This is a genomic window from Burkholderia sp. LAS2 (genome assembly GCF_018417615.1).
Taxonomy (GTDB): Bacteria; Pseudomonadota; Gammaproteobacteria; order Burkholderiales; family Burkholderiaceae; genus Burkholderia; species Burkholderia sola.
The window spans coordinates 1,171,301-1,191,673 of the sequence record NZ_CP071054.1 but is presented as its reverse complement, the minus strand read 5'-3'; the positions used below and the strand labels follow the sequence as shown (position 1 = coordinate 1,191,673).

Annotated in this window: 18 protein-coding genes; 8 read left to right on the top strand and 10 right to left on the bottom strand. The window is 68.3% G+C overall.

The genetic code is table 11. From position 1 onward, the window contains the following. Positions 1-180: 180 nt before the first annotated feature. Positions 181-1,113 carry an MBL fold metallo-hydrolase gene (locus JYG37_RS34290; protein WP_050015650.1) on the top strand — a complete coding sequence of 311 codons (933 nt, stop codon included), beginning with the start codon at positions 181-183 and terminating at the stop codon, positions 1,111-1,113. 140 nt (positions 1,114-1,253) lie between these two features. Here the strand turns inward: JYG37_RS34290 and JYG37_RS34285 are convergent, their stop codons facing one another. The 8 genes from JYG37_RS34285 to ehuR form a co-directional block, all read right to left on the bottom strand. Then, the gene (locus JYG37_RS34285; RefSeq protein ID WP_213346833.1) at positions 1,254-2,648 is read right to left on the bottom strand and encodes an aspartate aminotransferase family protein; all 1,395 of its coding nucleotides are present in this window, start codon (positions 2,646-2,648) and stop codon (positions 1,254-1,256) included. 20 nt (positions 2,649-2,668) lie between these two features. Then, positions 2,669-4,147, bottom strand: a complete 1,479-nt coding sequence (locus tag JYG37_RS34280; RefSeq protein WP_213346831.1) for an NAD-dependent succinate-semialdehyde dehydrogenase — start codon at positions 4,145-4,147, stop codon at positions 2,669-2,671. 121 nt (positions 4,148-4,268) lie between these two features. After that, complete coding sequence (locus tag JYG37_RS34275; protein ID WP_034208857.1) at positions 4,269-4,739, bottom strand: Lrp/AsnC family transcriptional regulator; 471 nt, start codon at positions 4,737-4,739, stop codon at positions 4,269-4,271. Positions 4,740-4,752: 13 nt separating this feature from the next. Next, entirely contained in the window at positions 4,753-5,778 is a 1,026-nt protein-coding gene (gene doeB / locus JYG37_RS34270; protein WP_124592548.1) for a N(2)-acetyl-L-2,4-diaminobutanoate deacetylase DoeB, read from the bottom strand. 4 nt (positions 5,779-5,782) lie between these two features. Then, positions 5,783-6,991, bottom strand: coding sequence for an ectoine hydrolase DoeA (gene doeA, locus JYG37_RS34265; protein WP_050015656.1), 1,209 nt, complete (start codon positions 6,989-6,991; stop codon positions 5,783-5,785). A gap of 10 nt (positions 6,992-7,001) precedes the next feature. Continuing rightward, positions 7,002-8,006: a cyclodeaminase gene (locus JYG37_RS34260; protein ID WP_089490155.1), complete on the bottom strand. Its 1,005-nt coding sequence runs from the start codon at positions 8,004-8,006 to the stop codon at positions 7,002-7,004. 1 nt (position 8,007) lies between these two features. Next, positions 8,008-8,979 carry a hydroxyectoine utilization dehydratase EutB gene (eutB, locus tag JYG37_RS34255; protein WP_213346829.1) on the bottom strand — a complete coding sequence of 324 codons (972 nt, stop codon included), beginning with the start codon at positions 8,977-8,979 and terminating at the stop codon, positions 8,008-8,010. A 107-nt stretch (positions 8,980-9,086) separates the two neighbouring features. Beyond that, the gene (gene ehuR / locus JYG37_RS34250; protein WP_050015659.1) at positions 9,087-10,499 is read right to left on the bottom strand and encodes a MocR-like ectoine utilization transcription factor EhuR; all 1,413 of its coding nucleotides are present in this window, start codon (positions 10,497-10,499) and stop codon (positions 9,087-9,089) included. Positions 10,500-10,855: 356 nt separating this feature from the next. On the opposite strand from ehuR, the gene JYG37_RS34245 reads away from it, so the two are divergent. The 6 genes from JYG37_RS34245 to JYG37_RS34220 all read left to right on the top strand — a co-directional run bounded on the left by JYG37_RS34245 (position 10,856) and on the right by JYG37_RS34220 (position 16,767). Next, on the top strand, positions 10,856-11,335 hold the full coding sequence (locus JYG37_RS34245; RefSeq protein WP_050015660.1) for a MarR family winged helix-turn-helix transcriptional regulator: 480 nt from the start codon (positions 10,856-10,858) through the stop codon (positions 11,333-11,335). Further along, positions 11,332-13,455 (top strand): FUSC family protein, encoded by a 2,124-nt coding sequence (locus JYG37_RS34240; protein ID WP_124631646.1) that lies wholly within the window; start codon positions 11,332-11,334, stop codon positions 13,453-13,455. Before JYG37_RS34245 ends, JYG37_RS34240 begins: the two co-directional genes overlap by 4 nt. A 34-nt stretch (positions 13,456-13,489) precedes the next feature. Continuing rightward, complete coding sequence (locus JYG37_RS34235; RefSeq protein ID WP_006481008.1) at positions 13,490-13,702, top strand: DUF1656 domain-containing protein; 213 nt, start codon at positions 13,490-13,492, stop codon at positions 13,700-13,702. A 1-nt stretch (position 13,703) separates the two neighbouring features. Continuing rightward, the gene (locus JYG37_RS34230; RefSeq protein ID WP_124637411.1) at positions 13,704-14,681 is read left to right on the top strand and encodes an efflux RND transporter periplasmic adaptor subunit; all 978 of its coding nucleotides are present in this window, start codon (positions 13,704-13,706) and stop codon (positions 14,679-14,681) included. Further along, entirely contained in the window at positions 14,678-16,174 is a 1,497-nt protein-coding gene (locus JYG37_RS34225) for an efflux transporter outer membrane subunit (protein WP_213346827.1), read from the top strand. Before JYG37_RS34230 ends, JYG37_RS34225 begins: the two co-directional genes overlap by 4 nt. Before the next feature lie 167 nt (positions 16,175-16,341). Then, entirely contained in the window at positions 16,342-16,767 is a 426-nt protein-coding gene (locus JYG37_RS34220) for a TOBE domain-containing protein (protein WP_124555184.1), read from the top strand. Between the two features lie 118 nt (positions 16,768-16,885). On the opposite strand, the gene JYG37_RS34215 is transcribed toward JYG37_RS34220, so the two are convergent. Together JYG37_RS34215 and JYG37_RS34210 are read right to left on the bottom strand one after the other, a co-directional pair. After that, complete coding sequence (locus JYG37_RS34215; RefSeq protein WP_213346825.1) at positions 16,886-17,947, bottom strand: DMT family transporter; 1,062 nt, start codon at positions 17,945-17,947, stop codon at positions 16,886-16,888. Between the two features lie 470 nt (positions 17,948-18,417). After that, positions 18,418-19,134 carry a ProQ/FINO family protein gene (locus JYG37_RS34210; protein ID WP_249746099.1) on the bottom strand — a complete coding sequence of 239 codons (717 nt, stop codon included), beginning with the start codon at positions 19,132-19,134 and terminating at the stop codon, positions 18,418-18,420. Positions 19,135-19,783: 649 nt separating this feature from the next. Between JYG37_RS34210 and JYG37_RS34205 the strand changes: the two genes are divergently transcribed. Further along, positions 19,784-20,368 (top strand): DUF2889 domain-containing protein, encoded by a 585-nt coding sequence (locus tag JYG37_RS34205; protein WP_050015673.1) that lies wholly within the window; start codon positions 19,784-19,786, stop codon positions 20,366-20,368. Positions 20,369-20,373 lie beyond the last annotated feature (5 nt).

The window sequence follows — 20,373 nt, the reverse complement described above, 5'->3', positions numbered from 1 at the left end:
CAACACGATGTGCGCACCTGCGGCGCTGTCGGCATGTATCGGCCGTCACTACAATCGCTCACACGCTCACCCTCAACCGGAATCCGGGCGAACCGAAGCGCGATCTTCACGATCGCGCTCGCGAACCGCGCTGCGCCGCGCAGTGCGGATTACCTCACTCGACGAACAGGATTACTGAACATGAACGCACCCATCCGCAACGTCCAGCCGGTCATCGAACCCCTGGGCAACGAAGCTTCGGGCGAGCTCGTTCCGTCCCGCTACGCCGTACGCATCGGCGATGTCGATGTCGTGCTGATCAGCGACGGCGTGCTGCCGCTGCCGACTTCCACCATGTCCACCAATGTGAGCGAAGCGGATCGCAACGCATGGTTCGACGGCCGTTTCCTGCAACGCGACATGTTCGACTGGGCGCTCAACATCGCGCTCGTGCGCAGCGGCGATCGCCTGATCCTGATCGATTCGGGCGTGGGCGACGGCTTCGAATACTTCACGCGCGCCGGGCGCTCGGTGATGCGTCTGGAATCGGCCGGCATCGACCTGGCTGCGATCACCGATATCGTGATCACGCACATGCACATGGATCACGTCGGCGGGCTGAACGTCGACGGCGTCAAGGCGAAGCTGCGCCCCGACGTACGCATTCACGTATCGGCCGCGGAAGTGGCGTTCTGGAAAAATCCGGACTTCAGCAAGACGGTGATGCCGGAAACCGTTCCGCCCGCGCTGCGCAAGGCGGCCGCGACGTTCGTGGAACTCCATGGCGAAAACATCGTGCCGTTCGACCGGACCGTGGAAGTCGCGGCGGGCGTGTCGGCGCGGGTGACGGGCGGCCATACGCCGGGCCACTGCGTGGTCGACATCGCATCGAAAGGGGAGAAGCTGACGTTCGCGGGCGACGCGATTTTCGAAGTCAACTTCGACAATCCCGACTGGCAAAACGGCTTCGAACACGATCCGGACGCGGCGGTCGACGTGCGTCTCGCACTGTTCAACGAAGCCGCCGACACCGGCGCGCTGCTGGCCGCGGCCCATGTCGCGTTCCCGTCCATCGGGCACGTTGCGCGGCACGGCGACGGGTTCCGTTTCGTTCCGGTCGTGTGGGATTACTGAGTGACGACCGGTAGCCGACGCGCACCGCAGGCGATGCGCTGACGGGTTCCGCGAACCATACCGGCAAAAAAGACGCCGCCGCACTCGCATGCGGCGGCGTCACCTCACGCGCCGGAGCGCGCATCAGCACCGCTTGATAATCAAGCGACGGTCGAAAGATTCCGCTCCGCGACCTCGTCCACCGCATCCTTCACGATGCCGACGATCTCGTCGGCTTCAGCACGCGTCATCACGAGCGGCGGCGCAAACCCGAGAATGTCGCCATGCGGCATCGCCCGCGCGATCACGCCGCGCTGCAACGCGGCAGCCGACACCTGCGCACCGATCTTCAGCGCGGGATCGAACGGCGTGCGCGCGTCCTTGTCGGCCATGAACTCGAGCGCGGCCAGCATGCCGACGCTGCGCACCTCGCCGACGAGCGGATGCGCGCCGAATGCATCGCGCAGCTTCGCGCCGAAATACGCGCCCACTTCCGCAGCGTTGCCAACGAGGTTCTCGCGCTCCAGGATCGCAAGGTTCGCGAGCGCGGCGGCCGCGCACACCGGGTGCCCCGAATACGTCCAGCCGTGCCCCATCGGCCCGTGTTCCTGCGAGCCGCGCGCGATCACGTCCCACACCTTCTCGCCGACGATCACGCCCGACAGCGGCGCATACGCGCTCGTCAGCCCCTTCGCGACCGTGATCAGGTCGGGCTCGATCCCGAAGTGCTGTGCGCCCATCTTCGAGCCGAGACGCCCGAACCCGCACACGACTTCGTCCGAGATCAGCAGGATGTCGTGCTTGCGCAGCACGGCCTGGATCGCGGGCCAGTAGCCGGCCGGCGGTTCGATGATGCCGCCCGTGCCCATCACCGGCTCCGCGATGAACGCGGCGACCGTGTCGGCGCCCTCGCGCGCGATCAGCTGCTCGAGTTCGTCGACGCAGTACGCGACGAACTGCGCTTCGTTCATGCCGGCCGGCGCCTTGCGATACCAGTGCGGGCACACCGTATGCTTCACGCGGTCGATCGGCAGGTCGAAATGCTGATGGAAGCTCGGCAGGCCCGTGAGGCTGCCCGTCACGATGCCCGAGCCGTGATAGCCGCGCTCGCGCGAGATGATCTTCTTCTTGTTCGGGCGGCCGAGCACGTTGTTGTAGTACCAGACGATCTTGACCTGCGTTTCGTTCGCATCGGAACCCGACATCCCGTAATAGACCTTCTTCATCCCGGCCGGCGACCAGTCGATGATGCGCGACGACAGCTCGATGATCGCGTCCGACGCATGGCCGACGTACGTGTGGTAGTACGCGAGCTGCTTCGCCTGCTCATGCATCGCGTCGGCCACTTCGGTGTGGCCGTAGCCGATGTTCACGCAGTAGAGGCCGGCGAACGCGTCGATATATTGCTTGCCCTGGTGATCCTCGATGCGGATGCCTTCGCCGCCGCGCACGATCTTGCCCGGCAGCGCGCCGGTCTCGTGGTCGTACGCGTGCGTCGACGGGTGCATGAAGTGGGCGCGGTCCTCGCGCAGCAGTACGTCGATCGATTTTGTCATGATGTGCTCCTTTGAATGGGTCAGGCCGTCGCCGCGACAGGCAGGCCGAGATTGCCGAGGCAGAAGTACTTGGTTTCGGTGAACGGCTCGAAGCCTTCGGCGCCGCCTTCGCGCCCGAGTCCCGACGCCTTCATCCCGCCGAACGGGATCGGCGCGCCGGTGAATTTCACGCCGTTGACCGACACCATCGCGAAATCGAGCCGCCGCACGAGCTGGAAGATCGTGTCGATGCGCGTCGCGCATACGTACGCGGCGAGCCCGTACTCGGTGTCGTTGGCCGTTTTTACCGCTTCGTCGAGCGTGTCGAACGCGCAGACGGCCGAGATCGGCGCGAAGTTTTCCTCGTCGACCACGCGCATGCCCGGCGCGGCATCCGCGATCACGGTCGGCTCGTAGAACCAGCCGCCGAGCGCGTGCGGCCGGCCGCCCGCGACGATGCGCGCGCCGCGTGCCCGCGCATCGTCGACGCGTGCGACGGTCGCGTCGAACGCGGCCTGATGCATCAGCGGACCGACGTCGACGCCTTGCTCGAACGCAGGCCCCGTCCTCAGCGCGCGCACCGCGTTCGCATACCGTTCGACGAACGCGTCGTACAGCGGTCGCGCGACGAGAATCCGGTTCGCCGCGCAGCAGTCCTGGCCGGACGTCTGGAACTTCGCGCCGACGGCAATCCGCACCGCCTGGTCGAGATCCGCATCCTCGGTCACGATGAACGGCGCGTTGCCGCCCAGTTCGAGCGCGATCTTGCGGATGCCGGCCTTCGCGGCGGTTTCGGTCACGAGCCGCCCGACGCGTGTCGAGCCGGTGAAGCTCACCGCACGCACACGCGTATCGCCGACCAGCGTTTCCATCGCCATCTGCGGCTCGCCGAGCACGACGTTGAACACGCCGGCCGGAAAGCCGGCCTCGTCGGCGAGCTGCGCGAGCGCGAGCGCCGAGAACGGCGTTTCGTGCGCGGGCTTCACGACCACGGTACAACCGACCGCGATCGCGGCCGCCGCCTTGCGCGTGATCATCGCGGCCGGGAAATTCCACGGCGTGATCAGCGCCGCGACGCCGACCGGCTCCATCACGGTGCCGAGATGCGCGCCGTCGATATGCGTCGGAATCGTGCGGCCCGCGACACGTTTCGCCTCGTTCGCGAACCATTCGACGAAGCTCGCCGCATAGCGGATCTCGCCGCGCGCTTCGGCCAGCGGCTTGCCCTGTTCCAGCGACAGCAGCGCGGCCAGATCGTCGACGTGACGCAGGATCAGCGCATGCCAGCGCAGCAATGCCGCGCTGCGTGCGGCCTGCGGCGTCCAGCGCCACGTGTCGTACGCGCGCTGCGCGGCGTCGACGGCACCGACGATTTGCGCGCGTTCGAGCATCGGCACGTGGCCGATCACGGCCTGATCGGCGGGGTTCACGACGGCGACCGTCGCGGCACTGTCGCTGTGGATCCAGCGACCATCGACGTAGCAGGTCGACTTGAACAGAACGGGGTGTCCGGGCAGCATGCTGCGTCTCCTGGTTGGTGGGCACGAACTTCATTGTGTCGCGCCCGCGCATGCGGAAATTTCGGTTTGCACGGCGGGAAATGCCGGCTTTTTCCGTATTGCCGCGCGCCGGCGCGAACTTTTACAGCCAGTCCGGCGCGCCGCCGGAGCCGCACTTCACGACCTTCGTCACGATGTACGTGAAGTAGCGCTCGATGCCGAGGTCTTCCATCAGCAACGCATCGATGAAGCGCTGGTAATGGTCGATGTCGCGCGCGACCACGTGCAGCACGTAGTCGACGCCACCGCCCGTCGCATAGCACTGCGCGACTTCGGGCGCGGCGGCCACGCGATCCTCGAAGCGCCGCATGTCGGGCGCGGTGTGCCGCGACAGCGTCACTTCGACGACGATGCGGCTGCCGGAGAACGCGCCGATCCAGTCGACGTCCGCGCGATAGCCGCGGATCACGCCGCTTTCCTCGAGCTTGCGCACGCGCTCCCATGCGGGCGAAATCGACAGGTTCACGGCTTCCGCGAGCTTCGACTTCGTGATGCGCCCGTCGCGCTCGAGCAAGCGCAGGATCGCGAGGTCGTATCGGTCGAGCTTGATCACGTCGTGCGCGTCCTTATACGGCGACCGGGATGTTGCGCTCGACGATGTCGGCGACCACCGCGATCGTGTCGCCCGGTTGCACGATGCCCGGGAAGTGCCGGGCCGCGAGCAGCCCGCGCCGCCGTGCGACGTACTCGATGGGCGTGACGCCCGTGCGGTCGATGTCGTGCACGCGCGCGAGCACGTCGCCGGCCTCGACCTCGCTGCCGAGATCGCGGCACATCTCGAGCAGCCCGTGATGCTCGCTCGTCGTGTAGCAAGAGCCGTCCGGCATGTCGAGCAGCGTCGTCGTACGCGGCGCGTTGCCATCGATGACGTCCTTGGCTATCACGCCCGCATGCGCAAGCAATCCATACACGCCGCGCTCGGCGATCGCGACGCTCGCCGCCGTCGACGTGCCGCCGCCACCGAGCTCGGTCGACACGAACACCTTGCCGGCTTCCTCGGCCGCGCTGTCGTACAGGCCGACGCTGTCGAGTTCCAGCATGCGCATCGAATACGGCGCGCCGAACGCACGCATCGCGCGCTCGCAGCGCGCTTCCTGGTCGCGATCCTGCAGCACGTGAATCGCCGCGAACGGCACGAAGTCGAGCGTGCGCCCGCCCGCGTGAATGTCGAGCACGTGCGTCGCGAGCGGCAGCAGGTGGCGCTGGAAGTAGTCGGCGATCTTCTCGGTCACCGTGCCGTCCGGTCGGCCCGGGAAGCTGCGATTGAGGTTGCCCGCATCGATCGGCGACGTGCGGCAACCGGCGCGGAACGCCGGGTAGTTCATGAACGGCACGACGATCACGCGGCCGGTCACGTCGGCCGCCTTCAGCGAGCCGGCGAGCTTCGACAGCGCGACCGGCCCTTCGTATTCGTCGCCGTGATTGCCGCCGGTCAGCAACACCGTCGGCCCGTCGCCGCGCTTCACGACGGTCACCGGAATCATGATCGCGCCCCACGCGGAATCGTCGCGCGAGTAAGGCAGCTTCAGGAAGCCGTGCTGTTCGCCGTCCGCGTCGAAATCGACGGTCGGCGTGATCGGGGAAGCACGCATCGCCCTACTCCTTTACGAACAGCTTGCGCGGTGCGTTGCAGAACGTCTCGACGCCGGTCTCGGTGATCAGGATGCTCTCCGTGATCTCCAGCCCCCAGTCGTCGAGCCACAGCCCGGGCATGAAATGGAACGTCATGCCGGGTTCCAGCACCGTCCGGTCGCCCGGGCGCAGGCTCATCGTGCGCTCGCCCCAGTCGGGCGGATAGCTCGCGCCGATCGGGTAGCCGCAGCGGCTGTCCTTGTCGATGCCCGCGCGGCGCAGCACCGCGAAGAACGCGTTCGCGATGTCCTCGCATACGTTGCCCGGCTTCGCGGCCGCGAGCCCGGCCTCGATCCCTTCGACCACCGCGCGCTCGCCTTCGATGAAGTGCGCGGGCGGCTTGCCGAGATAGACGGTGCGCGACAGCGGGCAGTGATAACGGCGGTAGCAACCGGCGATCTCGAAGAACGTGCCGGCGCCGCGCGCGAACGTCGAGTCGTCCCACGTCAGGTGCGGCGCGGCCGCGTCGGCGCCGGTCGGCAGCAGCGGCACGATCGCCGGGTAGTCGCCGCCGAAGCCTCCCGCACCGCCGATCCCGGTCGCATAGATCTGCGCGACCAGGTCGCTTTTCTTCATGCCCGGCTCGATCGTCTCGACGATGTGCGCATGCATCCGCTCGACGATGCGCGCGGCCACGCGCATGTACTCGATCTCGCGCGGCGACTTCACCGCGCGCTGCCAGTTGACGAGCGCGGTCGCATCGACCCAGCGCGCGGCCGGCAGATGCTTCTGCAACGACGCGTATGCCGCTGCGCTGAAGTAGTAGTTGTCGAGTTCGACGCCGATGCGCAGCGCGCTCCAGCCGCGCGCGGCGATGACTTCGGTGGACAGGTAGTCCATCGGGTGGCGCGCGGTCGACTGCACGTAATGATCGGGATAGCCGACGATGTTCTCGTGCGCCATGAACGCGGTGCGCTTCGCGCCGTTCGCGTCCTGGCCGCGGCCGAACCACACGGGTTCGCCGTCCAGCGCGAGCAGTACGCACTGGTGCACGTAGAACGACCAGCCGTCATAGCCGGTGAGCCAGCCCATGTTGGTCGGGTCGGTGACGATCAGCAGGTCGATGCCGGCCCGCTCCATCGCCGCGCGTGTCTTCGCGATGCGCGCGGCATATTCGCTGCGCGCGAACGCGAGCCGCGGCGCGGCTGTCTGGGTTTCGATGACTGCGGACATCTGTCTCCTCTCAAGTCGTGAGGTCGTTGTGAAAAATCGTGCCCACTTCCGCCGCGCGGGCGCGTTGCAGCGCGAGCACGGCAATCGCGGTGTCCTGCGCGCCGGTGCCGGTCAGGTCGCAGATCGTGATGTCGTCGCGATGCGTGCGGCCGTCTCGGCGGCCGGCGATCACTTCGCCAAGTTCGGGAAACACCGCGTCGGCTGCAACGGCGCCGGCCGCGATCGCATGCGCGAGCTCGCCGGCCACGCGGGTCTGCCGCAGCCGGTCGCAGAAGTAGCGCGCGGCGCCGAAGACCGACGGCGCGAGTTCGGTCTTGTAATCCGCATCCGAACCCATCGCCGTCACGTGCAGCCCGGGGTGCAGATCTTCCGCGTGCACGAGCGGCGCACGGCTCGGCGTGGTCGTCACCGCGATGTCCGCGTCGGCGAGCGCCGCGTGCACCGAGCGCGCGACGACCGCGTCGATCCCGTGCGCGGCACGCACGTCGGCCGCGAATCGCGCGGCACGTTCGGCATCGCGCGCCCACACCGTCACGTGCGTGATGTCGCGCACGAGCATCAGCGCGGCAAGCTGCAACCGCGCCTGTTCGCCCGCGCCGACGATCGCCGCGCGGCGCGCATCGGCGCGCGCGAGCCGGCGCGCGGCCACGGCGCCGGCGGCCGCGGTGCGCACGGCTGTCAAGTAACCGTTGTCGAGCAGCACGGCCTCGGTCAGGCCGGTGCGCGCGGACAGCACGAGCATCAGCCCGTTCAGGCTCGGCAGCCCGAGCGACGGGTTGTCGAAGAAACCGGGGCTGACCTTGATCGCGAAGCTGTCGAAGCGCGGCAGGTACGCCGTCTTCACGTCCACTTCGGCGTGGCGCTCGGGCAGCGCAAGATTCAGGATCGGCGGCATCACGACGGCGTCGGTCGCGAGCGACGCGAACGCGGCCTCGACCTGGTCGATCGCGGCGAGATCGAGTGGCACCAGCGCACGCAGTTGCGCGTGGCCAAGCAACGTGACGGGATGGGCCATGTCAGTTCTCCGAAACGAGCCTGCGATGCACGGCCATGTCGATGTTCGCACCGCTCACGACGACCACGATCGGGCCGCTGCGATCGCGGCGTGCGATCCGTTCATCCAGCAGGGCGGCGAGGCCGACCGCGCCGGCGCCTTCGACGACGAGCCGCTCTTCCCGATACGCATGCGCGATGCCGCGCGCGATCGACGGCTCGTCGAGCAGCACGACGTCGTCGGCCAGCGCGCGCGTCATGTCGAACGTGTAGCGGTTGTCGAGGCCGATGCCGCCGCCGAGCGAATCGGCCAGCGTCGGCTGTTCGTCGACGTCGACCGGGCGACCGGCCGCGAGGCTCGCGTGCATCGCGGCGCCGCGCGTCATCGATACGCCGATCATCTCGATCGGCGGCCGGATCGCCTTCGCGGCAAACGCGACGCCGCTGAACAGGCCGCCGCCCGACAGCGGCACGACCAGCGTCGCCGTATCGGGCAGCGCTTCGAGTATCTCGACGCCGATCGTCGCCTGGCCCGCGATGATGCGCGGATCGTCGAACGGCGGCACGTATGCATAACCTTCGTCGCGCACCAGCCGCCGCGCTTCCACCTGCGCGTCGTCCTGGCTGTCGCCGACGATCACCACGCGCGCGCCGAGCGCCGCGACCGCCTCGACCTTGTTGTCCGGCACGAGCGACGACATGCAGACGGCCGCATCGATGCCGAGCGCGCGTGCCGCATGCGCGACCGCGCGGCCATGATTCCCGGTCGATGCGGTGACCACGCGCGTCACGCGCTGCGCCGCAAGTTCCGCTAGCGCGTTGGTCGCGCCGCGCAGCTTGAAGCTGCCGGTCGGCTGCAGCGTTTCGAGCTTCAGGTAGACCGGGGCGCCGACACGCGCGGACAGCGCGGCGGACGCGACGAGTGGCGTACCGTCGGCGCGCCCGGCGAGACGGCGGCGCGCGCGGTTGACGTCGGACAGCGACAGGGAAGACATGGAATGCGCGCCTCGCGACGAATGTGATGCGATCCAGTCTAATGTTCCAAATCGCGCTTTCGAATGTCCTGATACATTGCGCGCGATGTCGCGGCAGCGCCGCCGGTTCAGTGGAAGTCGTTCAGGTGCGGATACTGTTCGAACACACCCGCGATCGTCTCGAGCGCTGCATTGCACGCCGCATCGGAGGTTTCGGCGCCGATGCACACGCGCACCGCGTTCGGTCGCTCCGTGCCGCCGACGAGAAACGGATCGGGTGACGTCACCGCGATCTTGCGCGTGCGCAGTTCACGCACGATCCGCTCGGCTTGCCAGTAGTCGGGCACGCGCAGCCATGCCGACAGCGCGTTGGGATGCGCACCGAGCACATACGGCCCCAGTGCGGCCCGCACCATCTGCTGACGCACGGCGAGCCGCTGGCGCTGCAGTTCGACGAGCCGCCGCGCGGTGTCGTCGACGATCCAGCGCGTCGCGATTTCGGCGATCGGCGACGTCGCCATCCAGCTGCTCACGCGCAGCACGCTCTCGACGCGCAACGCGAGCCGTCGCGGCATCGCGAGATAGCCGGTGCGCAACCCCGTCAGTACCGATTTCGTCATGCTCGTGCAGTAGAAGCCGAGCTCCGGAATCAGGCTGGCGATCGGCGTGCCCGTCTTCTCGAGCAGCGGACCGTACACGTCGTCCTCGATCACGTATACGCCGTAGCGCGTCGCGATGCGCGCGATCGAGCGGCGCCGCGAATCGGTCATCAGCGACACGGTCGGGTTATTGAGGGTCGGCGTGCAGACGAGCGCGCTGATCCGCTCGCCATCGCACATCTCCTCGAAATGTTCGGGACGGATGCCGTGCTCGTCCATCTCGAGCCCTTTCAGCGTAAACCCGAGCACGTTCGCGGAGCCGATCACGCCGTGATCGGTCAGGCTCTCGCACAACACGGTGTCGCCCGGCCCGACGATCGACGCGAGCGCGAGAAAGATCCCGTGCGCCGCGCCGTTCGTCACCAGCAGCGATTCGCGGTGCACCGGCATGTTCAGCGACGCGAGCCAAGCCGCGCCGGCGTCGCGATGCGCATCGAGGCCGGCGATCGGCCGGAACGAACGGATCCACGGCTGATCGTCGGTGCCGGCCAGCGCCGTGCACACGCTGCGCCATGCCGCGTCGTGCTCCGGCGTGTGCACGATGCGGGCGATCGAGAAGTCGACGAGTTCGCGCTCGGTCGTATCGAGGATGTAGTTCGACATCGATTCGGTCACGCGCGCGGCCACGAAGCTGCCGCGGCCGACCTCGCAGCGGATCAGCCCCTGACGCTCCAGCTCCTTGTACGCGTTGGTGACGGTCTGCACGCTGACACCGAGGCTCGACGCGACGTCGCGCTGCGGCGCGAGCCGCGCGCCCGGCGCGAGCGCGCCGTTCTCGATGTCGCTGGCGATCGCCTTCACGAGCCGCTTGTATTTCGACTCGATGCCGTGCACCGCGCCGAGCGCGTCGCGCCAGCCTGCCGATACCTCGGTCCGTCCCATCTCGATGTCTCCGTCGTGGCTTCCGCATGGTCGCTCAGAAAGACACCCCGAAAATATTGTCCTAGTGCAATCGCGTTCGAAAGCAGGACGTCGTGGGCGAATCGCGCGGTGCAATCGGCGTGCCCGAGCGACCGCGGCCCGCACATTTTCCGGTCGGTCGAAAGTCGCGGGCTACCTACCCGCCCAGCGGGCGGCGCGCGGGCTTGGAATTTGCTTCACATGCACGGCCGTGCTCGTGTGGTCGAACAGTGGTCGTCTGACAATTCAATATCGTCGCCGCGCCCCATGCGACGTGTCATCCCGGCGACGAAAACGATAGTTTGCTATCGAATATTTTTGCCCCTATCATCTCGCCCATGACCAATCTGCACGACCTCCGCCTCGCCGTCAGCAGCCTGCTCGTGCTCACCGCGCGCAAGTGGCGCCGCACCAGCGACGGCGTGCTGACCGCGTACAACGTATCCGAGGCCTGCGCGACGCCGCTCTTGATCGCCGGGCGTCTCGGCGAAGGCGTGCGGCAAGGCACGCTCGCCGAGCACGTGGGCATCGAAGGGCCGTCGCTGGTGCGCCTGCTCGACCAGCTGTGCGCGGCCGGCCTCGCACGCCGCGACGAGGATCCGCACGATCGCCGCGCGAAAACGATCTCGCTGACGGCCGCCGGCCGCGCGGTCACCGCGAAGATGGAGGAAGACCTGCGCGCGCTGCGCGCCCAGGTGCTCAAGGGCGTGTCGCGCGCCGATCTCGAAGCGACGCTGCGCGTGCTGAACGCGTTCAACGCCGCCGACGCGCATCCTCCGGCGTCGCACGCGTCCCACCCCGCCGATTCCGCGTCATGACCTATCCGAGCCTTCGCGACTGGCTGTTCTCGGGCAAGACGTTCGCCGCGTCGATGCTGGCGCTGTACCTCGGCCTGTATTTCCAGTTGCCGCGCCCGTACTGGGCGATGGCGAGCGTCTACATCGTGTCGAACCCGTTCGTCGGCGCGACGCGCTCGAAGGCGCTGTACCGCGCGCTCGGTACCGCGCTCGGCGCGGCCGCCGCGATCTTCTTCGTGCCGCCGTTCGTCGAGACGCCGCTCCTGTTCAGCATCATCGTCGCGACCTGGTGCGGCACGCTGCTGTACCTCGCGATCTCCGACCGCACCGCGCGCAGCTACGTGTTCATGCTAGCCGGCTATACGATGCCGCTGGTCGCGCTGCCGACCGTCACCGATCCGTCCACGATATTCGACGTTGCGATCGCGCGCACCGAGGAAATCGTGCTCGGCATCGTGTGCGCGAGCGTGGTCGGCAGCGCCGTGTTCCCGAACCGGCTCGCGCCGACGCTGATCGAGCGCACCGACGCGTGGTTCAAGGACGCCGCGTTCTACGGCCGCGAAACGCTGTCCGGGCACCTGGCCGGCAAGGCGCTGTCCGCATGCCGGCAGCGGCTCGCCGCGACGATCACCGGCCTCGAATTCCTGCTGAGCCAGCTGGGCTACGACCATGCGCATCCGCGCGTGCTTGCGCGCGCGCAGGCGCTCGCGGGCCGGATGCAGCTGTTCCTGCCGCTGATGTCGTCGCTCGCCGACCCGCTGATCGCGCTGATGCGCGACCTGCACGTGCGCCCGCCCGCGCTCGACGCGCTGCTGGCCGACGCCGCGAAATGGTTCGACGCGCCGCTGCCGGCCGTGAAGACCGGTTCCGACGGCGATATGGCGCACGATCCGGTCGCGGACGACCTGCGCGCGCGCATCGCCGCGCTGCAGCCTCCCGACAGCGCGCTGGCGAGCTGGGACGGCGCGTTGCTGTCGAATGCGCTGTGGCGGCTGCGCCAGGTCATCGACATCTGGCAGGACTGCCGCTCGCTGCGCGCGCTGATCGCGAACGAGTCGGGCGTGTGGCAGCCGCGCTACCGGCACTGGCGGCTCGGCGGCACCGAGCGCTTCTTCGATCGCGGGATGATGCTGTTCTCGACGCTGACCGTCGTGTTCGCGATCGTGTTCGCGTGCTGGCTGTGGATCTCGTCCGGCTGGCACGACGGCGCGGCCGCCGTCACGCTCGTGGCCGTGTCGTGCAGCTTCTTCGCCGCGCTCGACGAGCCCGCGCCGCTGGTGTTCAAGTTCTTCCTGTCGACCGCCGCGAGCGTCGTGTTCGCGGGCCTGTACCTGTTCGTCGTGCTGCCGCACGTGCACGATTTCGCGATGCTCGTGCTGATGTTCGCGGGGCCGTTCATCCTGATCGGCACGCTGCTGCCGCGCCCGCAGTTCAACATGGTGACGATGCTCGTCGCGGTCAACACGGCCACCTTCATCAGCATCCAGAGCGCGTACGAGGCCGATTTCTTCGTGTTCCTGAACAGTAATCTCGCGGGCGTCGCCGGGCTGCTGTTCGCGTACGTGTGGACGCGCGCGACGCGGCCGTTCGGCGCGGAACTCGCGGTACGGCGCCTGCTACGCTCGGGCTGGGAGGACGTCGCGCGCTCCGCGTCGACGCAACCGCTCGACGATCAGCGCAACCACGCATCGCGGATGCTCGATCGCGTCACGCAACTGCTGCCGCGCCTCGGCGCGTCCGACGACCACCGCCACCCGTCGATCGAAAGCTTCCGCGACCTGCGCATCGCGCTGAACGCGCTCGACCTGCGCCGCTCGCGGCGCCGGCTGTCGGGCGACGTGCCCGACGCGATCGATCGCGTGCTGGCCGGCGTCACCGATCACTACGCGCGCTGCGCGGCCGCGAACGCGCGCCAGCCCGCGCCGCCCGCCCTGCTCGCGACGATCGACGACGCGCTGCGGCGCGTGGCCAGCCGCAACCTGCCGGGCGCCGCGCCGGCCGACGGCACCGCCACGCCCGCGGCGCCGGTCACGCACCGCCGGCTGCGCGACACGCTGCATGCGCTTGTCGGCCTGCGCCTGTCGCTGTATCCGGCCGCGGCCGCGCAAGCGCCACAGACGCCGGACGGAGCACGCGCATGAGCCGGCTTTCCACCTTGTCCTTCCGACCGCGACCATGATCGGCGAAATCGATATCTTCGGCGTGTTCGTGCCGGCCCCGCTCGTACTGATGTTGATCGCGTACCTGATCAACATCGTCGTGCGCGCGGTGCTCGAGCGCGTCGGCTTCTACCGCCTCGTCTGGCACCGTTCGATCTTCGACCTCGGCATCTACGTGTTCGTGCTGGCCGCCGTCGTGATCGTGTCCCACCAACTCGTGGCTACCTAACGTGAAAAAAACCTGGCTCTCGGCAGGGCAAGTCCTGCTCACCCTGATCGTCGTCGTCGTAGCCGGCCTCGTGCTGTGGCGCATCATCAACTACTACATGTTCTCGCCGTGGACGCGCGACGGGCACGTGCGGGCCGACGTGATCCAGGTCGCGCCGGACGTGTCGGGCCTCATCACGTCGGTGCAGGTCGCCGACAACCAGGAGGTCAAGCGCGGCCAGGTGCTGTTCGTGATCGACCAGGCGCGCTACGCGCTCGCGGAACGGCTCGCCGAAGCGACGCTCGCGCAGCGCCGCGCGACGCTGGCGCAGGCGAAGCGCGAATACGCGCGCAACCTGCAGCTCGGCAACCTGGTCGCGAGCGAACAGGTCGAGGAAAGCCGCACGCGCGTCGAGCAAGGCGAAGCCAGCGTCGCCGATGCGCAGGTGTCGCTCGACACCGCGAAGCTGAACCTGCAGCGCACGACGATCGTCAGTCCCGTGGACGGCTACCTGAACGACCGCGCCCCGCGCGTCGGCGAATACGTGCCGGCCGGCCGCGCGGTGCTGTCGGTCGTCGACCGCAACTCGTTCCGCGTCGACGGCTACTTCGAGGAAACCAAGCTGCGCGGCATCCATATCGGCCAGCCGGTCGACATCATCGTGATGGGCGAGCCGCATGCGCTGCGCGGCCACGTGCAGAGCATCGTCGCCGCGATCGAGGATCGCGACCGCACGCAAGGCGCGAACCTGCTGCCGAACGTGAACCCGGCGTTCAGCTGGGTGCGGCTCGCGCAGCGCGTGCCGGTGCGCGTCGTGCTCGACGAGGTGCCCGACGATTTCCGGATGATCGCGGGCCGTACCGCGACCGTATCGATGCGCGGCGCCGACACGCACCGCAACGACGACGCGAAGCCGGTGGGCACCGGCACCGCATCGGCGGCCGCGCCGGTTTCGGCTACGTCAGGTACGGCCGCCAGCGCCGCGGGAGCCTCGCAATGAAGCGGCATGGTCTGCGCGTCGCGGCGACGCTCGCCCCGCTTGCGCTCGCACTCGGTGCGTGCAAGTCGGTCGGCCCCGACTACACGCTGCCGCAACAGGCGTACGTCAACGCGCCGCTCGCGAACCATGCGCTCGACGACGCGAACGGCACGCTGGTGTCGCGCGACGCGGTGCCCGGCAACTGGTGGCAACTGTACGACGACCCGGTACTCAATGGGCTCGTGCGCGATGCGCTGAAGTCGAACACCGACCTGCGCGTCGCCGCGGCGAACCTCGCCCGCTCGCGCGCGGCGCTGGTGGTCGCGAACGAACAGGGCGGCTTCTCCGGCAAAGCCGAAGCGGCCGTGCAGCGCGCGCAGGAATCGGCCGAGCAATACCTGCTCGAAAACAAGCTGCCGGTCGTCAACGAAGGCACGGTCGGCATCAACGTGTCGTACGAGCTCGACCTGTTCGGCAAGCTGCGGCGCGGCGTCGAAGCCGCGCGCGCGGACAGCGAGGCCGTCAAGGCGGCCGGCGACCTCGCGCGCATCACGGTCGTGGCCGACGTCGTACGCGCGTATGTCGAAGCGTGCTCGGCCGGCGACGAACTGGCGATCGCGAAGCAGTCGCTCGCGCTGCAGCAACAGCGCGTCGCGCTGTCGCAGCGGCTGCGCGACGCGGGGCGCGGGAACCAGACCGACGTGACGCGCGGCGTGACGCAGGTGCGCACGCTGTCCGCCGACATTCCGCGCTTCGAAGGCCGCCGCAAGATCGCGCAGTACCAGCTCGCCGCGCTGCTCGCGCGCGCGCCGGCCGACCTGCCGAAAGCCGCCGCCGAATGCGAACGCCTGCCGAAACTGCGTCAGCCGATTCCGATCGGCGACGGCGCCGCGCTGCTGCGCCGCCGCCCCGACGTGCGCGAAGCCGAGCGTCAGCTCGCCGCCGCGACCGCGCGGATCGGCGTGGCAACCGCCGCGCTGTACCCGTCGGTCAGCATCGGCGCATCGGCCGGCTCGGTCGGCGTCGCCGCCGACCTGTTCTCGTCCACCACGAATCGCTGGTCGTTCGGACCGCTGATCAGCTGGTCGTTCCCCGTGAACGGCCAGCGTGCGCGCGTGCGCGAAGCCGAAGCCGCGACGGGCGGCGCACTCGCGCACTTCGACGGCGTCGTGCTGAACGCGCTGCGCGAAACGCAGTCGAGCCTCGCGACCTATGCAGCCGACGTGCAACGCACGGATGCGCTGCGCACCGCGTACGAATCGGCCCGCAGTTCCGCCGCCGAAACGCATCGTCTCTATGCGGCCGGTCGCGAATCGTTCATCGCCGATCTCGACGCGACGCGCACGTTGACGAGCGTGCGGGCGCAGGTCGCGGCGGCCGAAGGGCAGGTCGCGGCCGACCAGGTGCGGCTCTTCCTCGCGCTCGGCGGCGGTTGGGACGGCGACGGTGCGGCAGCCGCCGCGGACGCCGGCTCCGCGGCCGCGGCACCCGCGGCCGGCCCGTCGGCGCCGTAGCGACATCGGCTATATCGCATGCGTGACGACACGCCCCGCGGCAACGGGTTGTACCGATTCGCGCGATGGCACTCGCAGGGCCGGCGTTGACGGTACACTGGCCGATGCATTTCCAATCACCTTTTGCCGCAGCCGGCTCTGCCGCGGCAACCACCCGGAGAGTCATCATGCGAACGAGCGCCCGCAACCAATTCGCCGGCGAGATCAGCGCCGTCAAGCCCGGTGCCGTCAACGACGAAATCACGCTGCGCACGCAGGACGGCCTCGAGATCGTCGCCGTGATCACCCATGGCAGCGCGGCGTCGCTGGGCCTCGCGGCCGGCACGAACGCGTTCGCGCTCGTCAAGGCGTCGTCGGTCATCGTGATGGTCGACGTCGACAGCAGCAAGGTGTCGGCTCGCAACTGCGTCGCGGGCACCGTCGCGTCGGTCGCGAAGGGCGCGGTCAATTCGGAGGTCGTGATCAAGGCGGCGAGCGGTGCGGAAATCGTCGCGATCGTCACCAACGACAGCGTCGGTCGTCTCGGGCTCGCGAGCGGCGCCGCCGCATCCGCGGTCTTCAAGGCATCGAGCGTGATCGTCGGCGTCGAGTGATCGCGTGACGATCGCACGCAATGTGCGGGCAACCAGCATTCCGGAACCAACGATCGGCTGTTAGCGTTCCCATAAACGGCCACCTTGCAATGCGCAGCGCCCGTCGCTCACGACGCGGTCAGTGTCGATGCCGGTGATGAATATCCGGAAAATGCGCATGACTGTGCGTGATCGGCAGATGCACGTGCGGATGCGTGTGCGGTTCATCGCCGTCATACGGGAAGTCGTGCGCGTGCTGGTGATGGTCGTCGTGCCGATGCCGATGCGTATGCTCGAGCCGCTCGTGCGCATGCGTGTGTTCGTGCCGTTCGCGCACGTGCAGCCAGATGCCGAGCGCCATCAGCGCGGCCGCGATCCAGAACGTCGCGGGCGGCAACGCGGGCCAGATCAGCAGCGACAGCACGACCCCGAACAGCGGGGCAATCGAAAAGTACGCGCCGGTGCGCGCGCTGCCGAGATGACGCAGCGCGACGACGAACAGCACGAGGCTGATCCCGTAGCCGCCGAGCCCCGTCAGCATCGCCTCCGCCGTGACCGGTATCGCAGGCAGCGTCGCGCCGGTCGCCAGCGCGATGCCGATGTTCACCGGCCCCGCGATCAGCCCTTTCACGCACGCGATCACCATCGCGTCGTTGGCGGCCACCTTGCGGGTCAGGTTGTTGTCGATCGCCCAGCACAGGCATGCGCCGACGATCAGCAGCGCGCCGACCGGCACGCCGGCCCGACCCGGCGTCCACGACAACAGCGTGCCGCCGGCGACGATCGCCACCATGCCGAGAAATACCTGCGTATCCACGTTCTCGCGAAACACGACCCACGCAATCACGGCCGTCAGCACGCCCTCGAGATTGAGCAGCAGCGCGCTCGTCGCCGCCGGCGTGCTCGATAGGCCGAGCATCAACAGAGCCGGGCCAGCCACGCCGCCCGCCGCGATCGCCCCGGCCAGCCACGGCAGATCGGCGCGCTGCAACGGCGCGGCGTCCGCGGCCGGTGCGTGACGGCCGTGCCAGCCGCGCAGCAGCATCCCGATGCCGAGTCCGACGCCACTGCCGAGATAGAAGAGGCCAGCGACCATGAACGGCGACATCGCGCCGATCAGCGCCTTGGCGAGCGGTGTCGCGGCGCCGAACAGCGCGGCAGCGGCGAGCGCGACGAAAATCGCGGAACGTCTCGGGTTCATGGTCCGGGTTGAGTTGGCGTTAACGACGCTGGGCATGGCTTTGGATCGAGCCAGGCCTGCCTTATTTTTCGAATGACGGTTGTATCGCGGCAATCGGCTTGCCCGCGGGCTGATGATCCAGTCGTGATTATCGCGCGCAATTTTTATCGCGACGAGCAGGCGGGATCGCTCGCGTGTCGATCGACGCGTTTCGCTTCATCATTTCGTAACGCGCATTATCCGGTCGGCTCGCCAATTACTCAGGGATGCGAATTATCTGAACGTCAGCGGAACAATCAAGATCGCGCGCGTGTCGAGCCCGATCGACGAATATGAGTCGTCCGGTCGCGTTGTCTGTTCGACGGGGAGGAGATGGACCGGCAGGTTCAGCGCCGGTAGAGGCAGTCCCGACCTACGTCTGTCGACGCAGGTCGGTCTGTCGTGTCATGCGCCGCCGCGGCTTGCAGCGGGTACGCGGCGCGCGATGTGGATTACTCGTTGCCGGCCGCTTGCTGTTCGACCTGCGGTGCGGCGCCGGTCTGCACCTTCGCTTCCGCTTCGACATGCGGCGCGGCATCGGTCTGCACCTTCGCTTCGGCTTCGGCTTGCGCCGGTTGCAGTGCAGCAGCGACCTCGGCCTGCTGCTCGGCCTTCGGCTGCTGCGGCGCACCCTTGGCCGATTGTGCCGCGCCCTTGCCGCCGGGGCGACGAGCCTTCAGACGGCGCGCACGCGCCGCGTCGTCGTGCGTCACGCGCCCGGCTTCGTTACCCTGCAGGTCGACGCGCACCGCGTCTTCGACGAGGCAAGACCAGTAGCGGTTGCCGCGGCACCACGTCGACATTGCCTCGCGCAGTTCCGCTTCGCTGAGGCCCACGGCCTGCGCTTCGCGGGCGAGATCGTCCCAGATGCCAACCTTGAGCGGCACTTTAGGGGCCGGATTCTTCGGGAACGCGCGCGGAAACTTCCGCTGCAGTTTGCCGATCGCGACGATGACCGGATCGACCGGCGCCGACGGCTTCGTCGGAGCAGGCTTCGCCCGCTGCTGCGCCTTCGCGCCGGCGCCCGGCTTGGCGCCGCGGGACGGCTGGTCGCCGGACTTCGGCTTCGCGCCGGCGTCCGTCGGCGCCGCCGGCCGCTTCGCGTTGCGCTCCTGCTTGGCCTTCGCTGCGAGCTGCGCCCGCAATTCGGCAAGTTGTTCAAAACCCATAAATTCAATCCACCAGGAATATAAGGTGTGGTTCGTGCGGCCATGCCGCGCGGCGCAAAAGCATCGCCGCCATGCGTGCGGCCGGCCTGCCGCCGGTGCGGAACACTACGGGGCCGCATCGCGCACGCCACTCTGTTTTCAGGCACCCGGCCTCGATGCCGGACAAGGCAGGAGTGGAAGTATACCGGTACGCGGGACGGTCGGTTGACTCGCCGGTCCGCATTTGCCCGAGCCGCGGCGCCGAAAATGCGTCCGCGTGGTCGTGTTGCGCATTATATGGATACGTTTCCGGATGTCACGCCATTCGCGGCCCGGCCGGAAATCGGGCCGGGCGGACGCTCGACTGAATATGCGATCTTCCGCGCGACAGCCGTCGAACAGCGTCGTGCCGCGTCGGCAAAGCGTTGCATTGCATGGCCCCCGACGTCGCCCGACACGCCCGCCCGACCCTCGCTTGCGCCGGCATCGGCGGCCGATTGGTTGCGTCCGCATCGAACGCGTCGCGGACGAAAATATCGGAAAGTGCGTAGTATGGCCGAATCGACTTCGTTGGCAGCACGTCCCGCCGGCTTTTCACCGTACGCCCGATCGGCCGTGCGCGATCCCGTTGCCTGCGAAAAGACCCGGTTTCAAGAGACGGAGCGGATGCATGGTTTCCCAAGACGACACCCCGCACGACGGCATCACGCGCGACGAGATCCACCATCGGCAGATCGACATGCGCGGCTATCGGCGCAGCGACGGCCTGTTCGAAGTAACGGCCTGCCTCGCGGACCGCAAGACCAGCGATTTCACGCCGCCCGGCGGTGCGCGGACGGTCGCGGCGCTGACGCCGCTCCACGAGCTTGGCGTGACGCTCGTCTTCGACGTCGACATGGTCGTGCGCGCCGTATCCACGTTCATCCGTTCGCATCCGTATGCGCAATGTCCGGGCGGCGGCGACTCGCTGCAGGCGCTCGTCGGATTGACCATCGGCGCGGGCTGGAACAGCGAGGTGCGCAAGCGCCTGCCGTCTTGCGATACGTGCACGCACCTGAAGGAATTGCTCGGCCCGATCGCGACGACGGCCTATCAGACGATGGTCGGCATGCGGCGATCGTCGCTCGATTACCGCGACAGCGAAGGCAAGCCGCTCAAGATCGACAGTTGCTACGCGTACGGCGCATCGCGCGATCTCGTCAAACGTCTTTGGCCCGAACATCACCGGCCTTCGGGCACTGCGAAGGGCGGCTGAAGCCC

Coding starts and splice junctions, on each gene's coding strand:
- JYG37_RS34290 (WP_050015650.1), top strand. CDS start 181: ATGAACGCACCCATCCGCAACGTCCAGCCGGTCATCGAACCCCTGGGC.
- JYG37_RS34285 (WP_213346833.1), bottom strand. CDS start 2,648: ATGACAAAATCGATCGACGTACTGCTGCGCGAGGACCGCGCCCACTTC.
- JYG37_RS34280 (WP_213346831.1), bottom strand. CDS start 4,147: ATGCTGCCCGGACACCCCGTTCTGTTCAAGTCGACCTGCTACGTCGAT.
- doeB (WP_124592548.1), bottom strand. CDS start 5,778: ATGCGTGCTTCCCCGATCACGCCGACCGTCGATTTCGACGCGGACGGC.
- doeA (WP_050015656.1), bottom strand. CDS start 6,991: ATGTCCGCAGTCATCGAAACCCAGACAGCCGCGCCGCGGCTCGCGTTC.
- JYG37_RS34260 (WP_089490155.1), bottom strand. CDS start 8,006: ATGGCCCATCCCGTCACGTTGCTTGGCCACGCGCAACTGCGTGCGCTG.
- eutB (WP_213346829.1), bottom strand. CDS start 8,979: ATGTCTTCCCTGTCGCTGTCCGACGTCAACCGCGCGCGCCGCCGTCTC.
- ehuR (WP_050015659.1), bottom strand. CDS start 10,499: ATGGGACGGACCGAGGTATCGGCAGGCTGGCGCGACGCGCTCGGCGCG.
- JYG37_RS34245 (WP_050015660.1), top strand. CDS start 10,856: ATGACCAATCTGCACGACCTCCGCCTCGCCGTCAGCAGCCTGCTCGTG.
- JYG37_RS34240 (WP_124631646.1), top strand. CDS start 11,332: ATGACCTATCCGAGCCTTCGCGACTGGCTGTTCTCGGGCAAGACGTTC.
- JYG37_RS34235 (WP_006481008.1), top strand. CDS start 13,490: ATGATCGGCGAAATCGATATCTTCGGCGTGTTCGTGCCGGCCCCGCTC.
- JYG37_RS34225 (WP_213346827.1), top strand. CDS start 14,678: ATGAAGCGGCATGGTCTGCGCGTCGCGGCGACGCTCGCCCCGCTTGCG.
- JYG37_RS34220 (WP_124555184.1), top strand. CDS start 16,342: ATGCGAACGAGCGCCCGCAACCAATTCGCCGGCGAGATCAGCGCCGTC.
- JYG37_RS34215 (WP_213346825.1), bottom strand. CDS start 17,947: ATGAACCCGAGACGTTCCGCGATTTTCGTCGCGCTCGCCGCTGCCGCG.
- JYG37_RS34210 (WP_249746099.1), bottom strand. CDS start 19,134: ATGGGTTTTGAACAACTTGCCGAATTGCGGGCGCAGCTCGCAGCGAAG.
- JYG37_RS34205 (WP_050015673.1), top strand. CDS start 19,784: ATGGTTTCCCAAGACGACACCCCGCACGACGGCATCACGCGCGACGAG.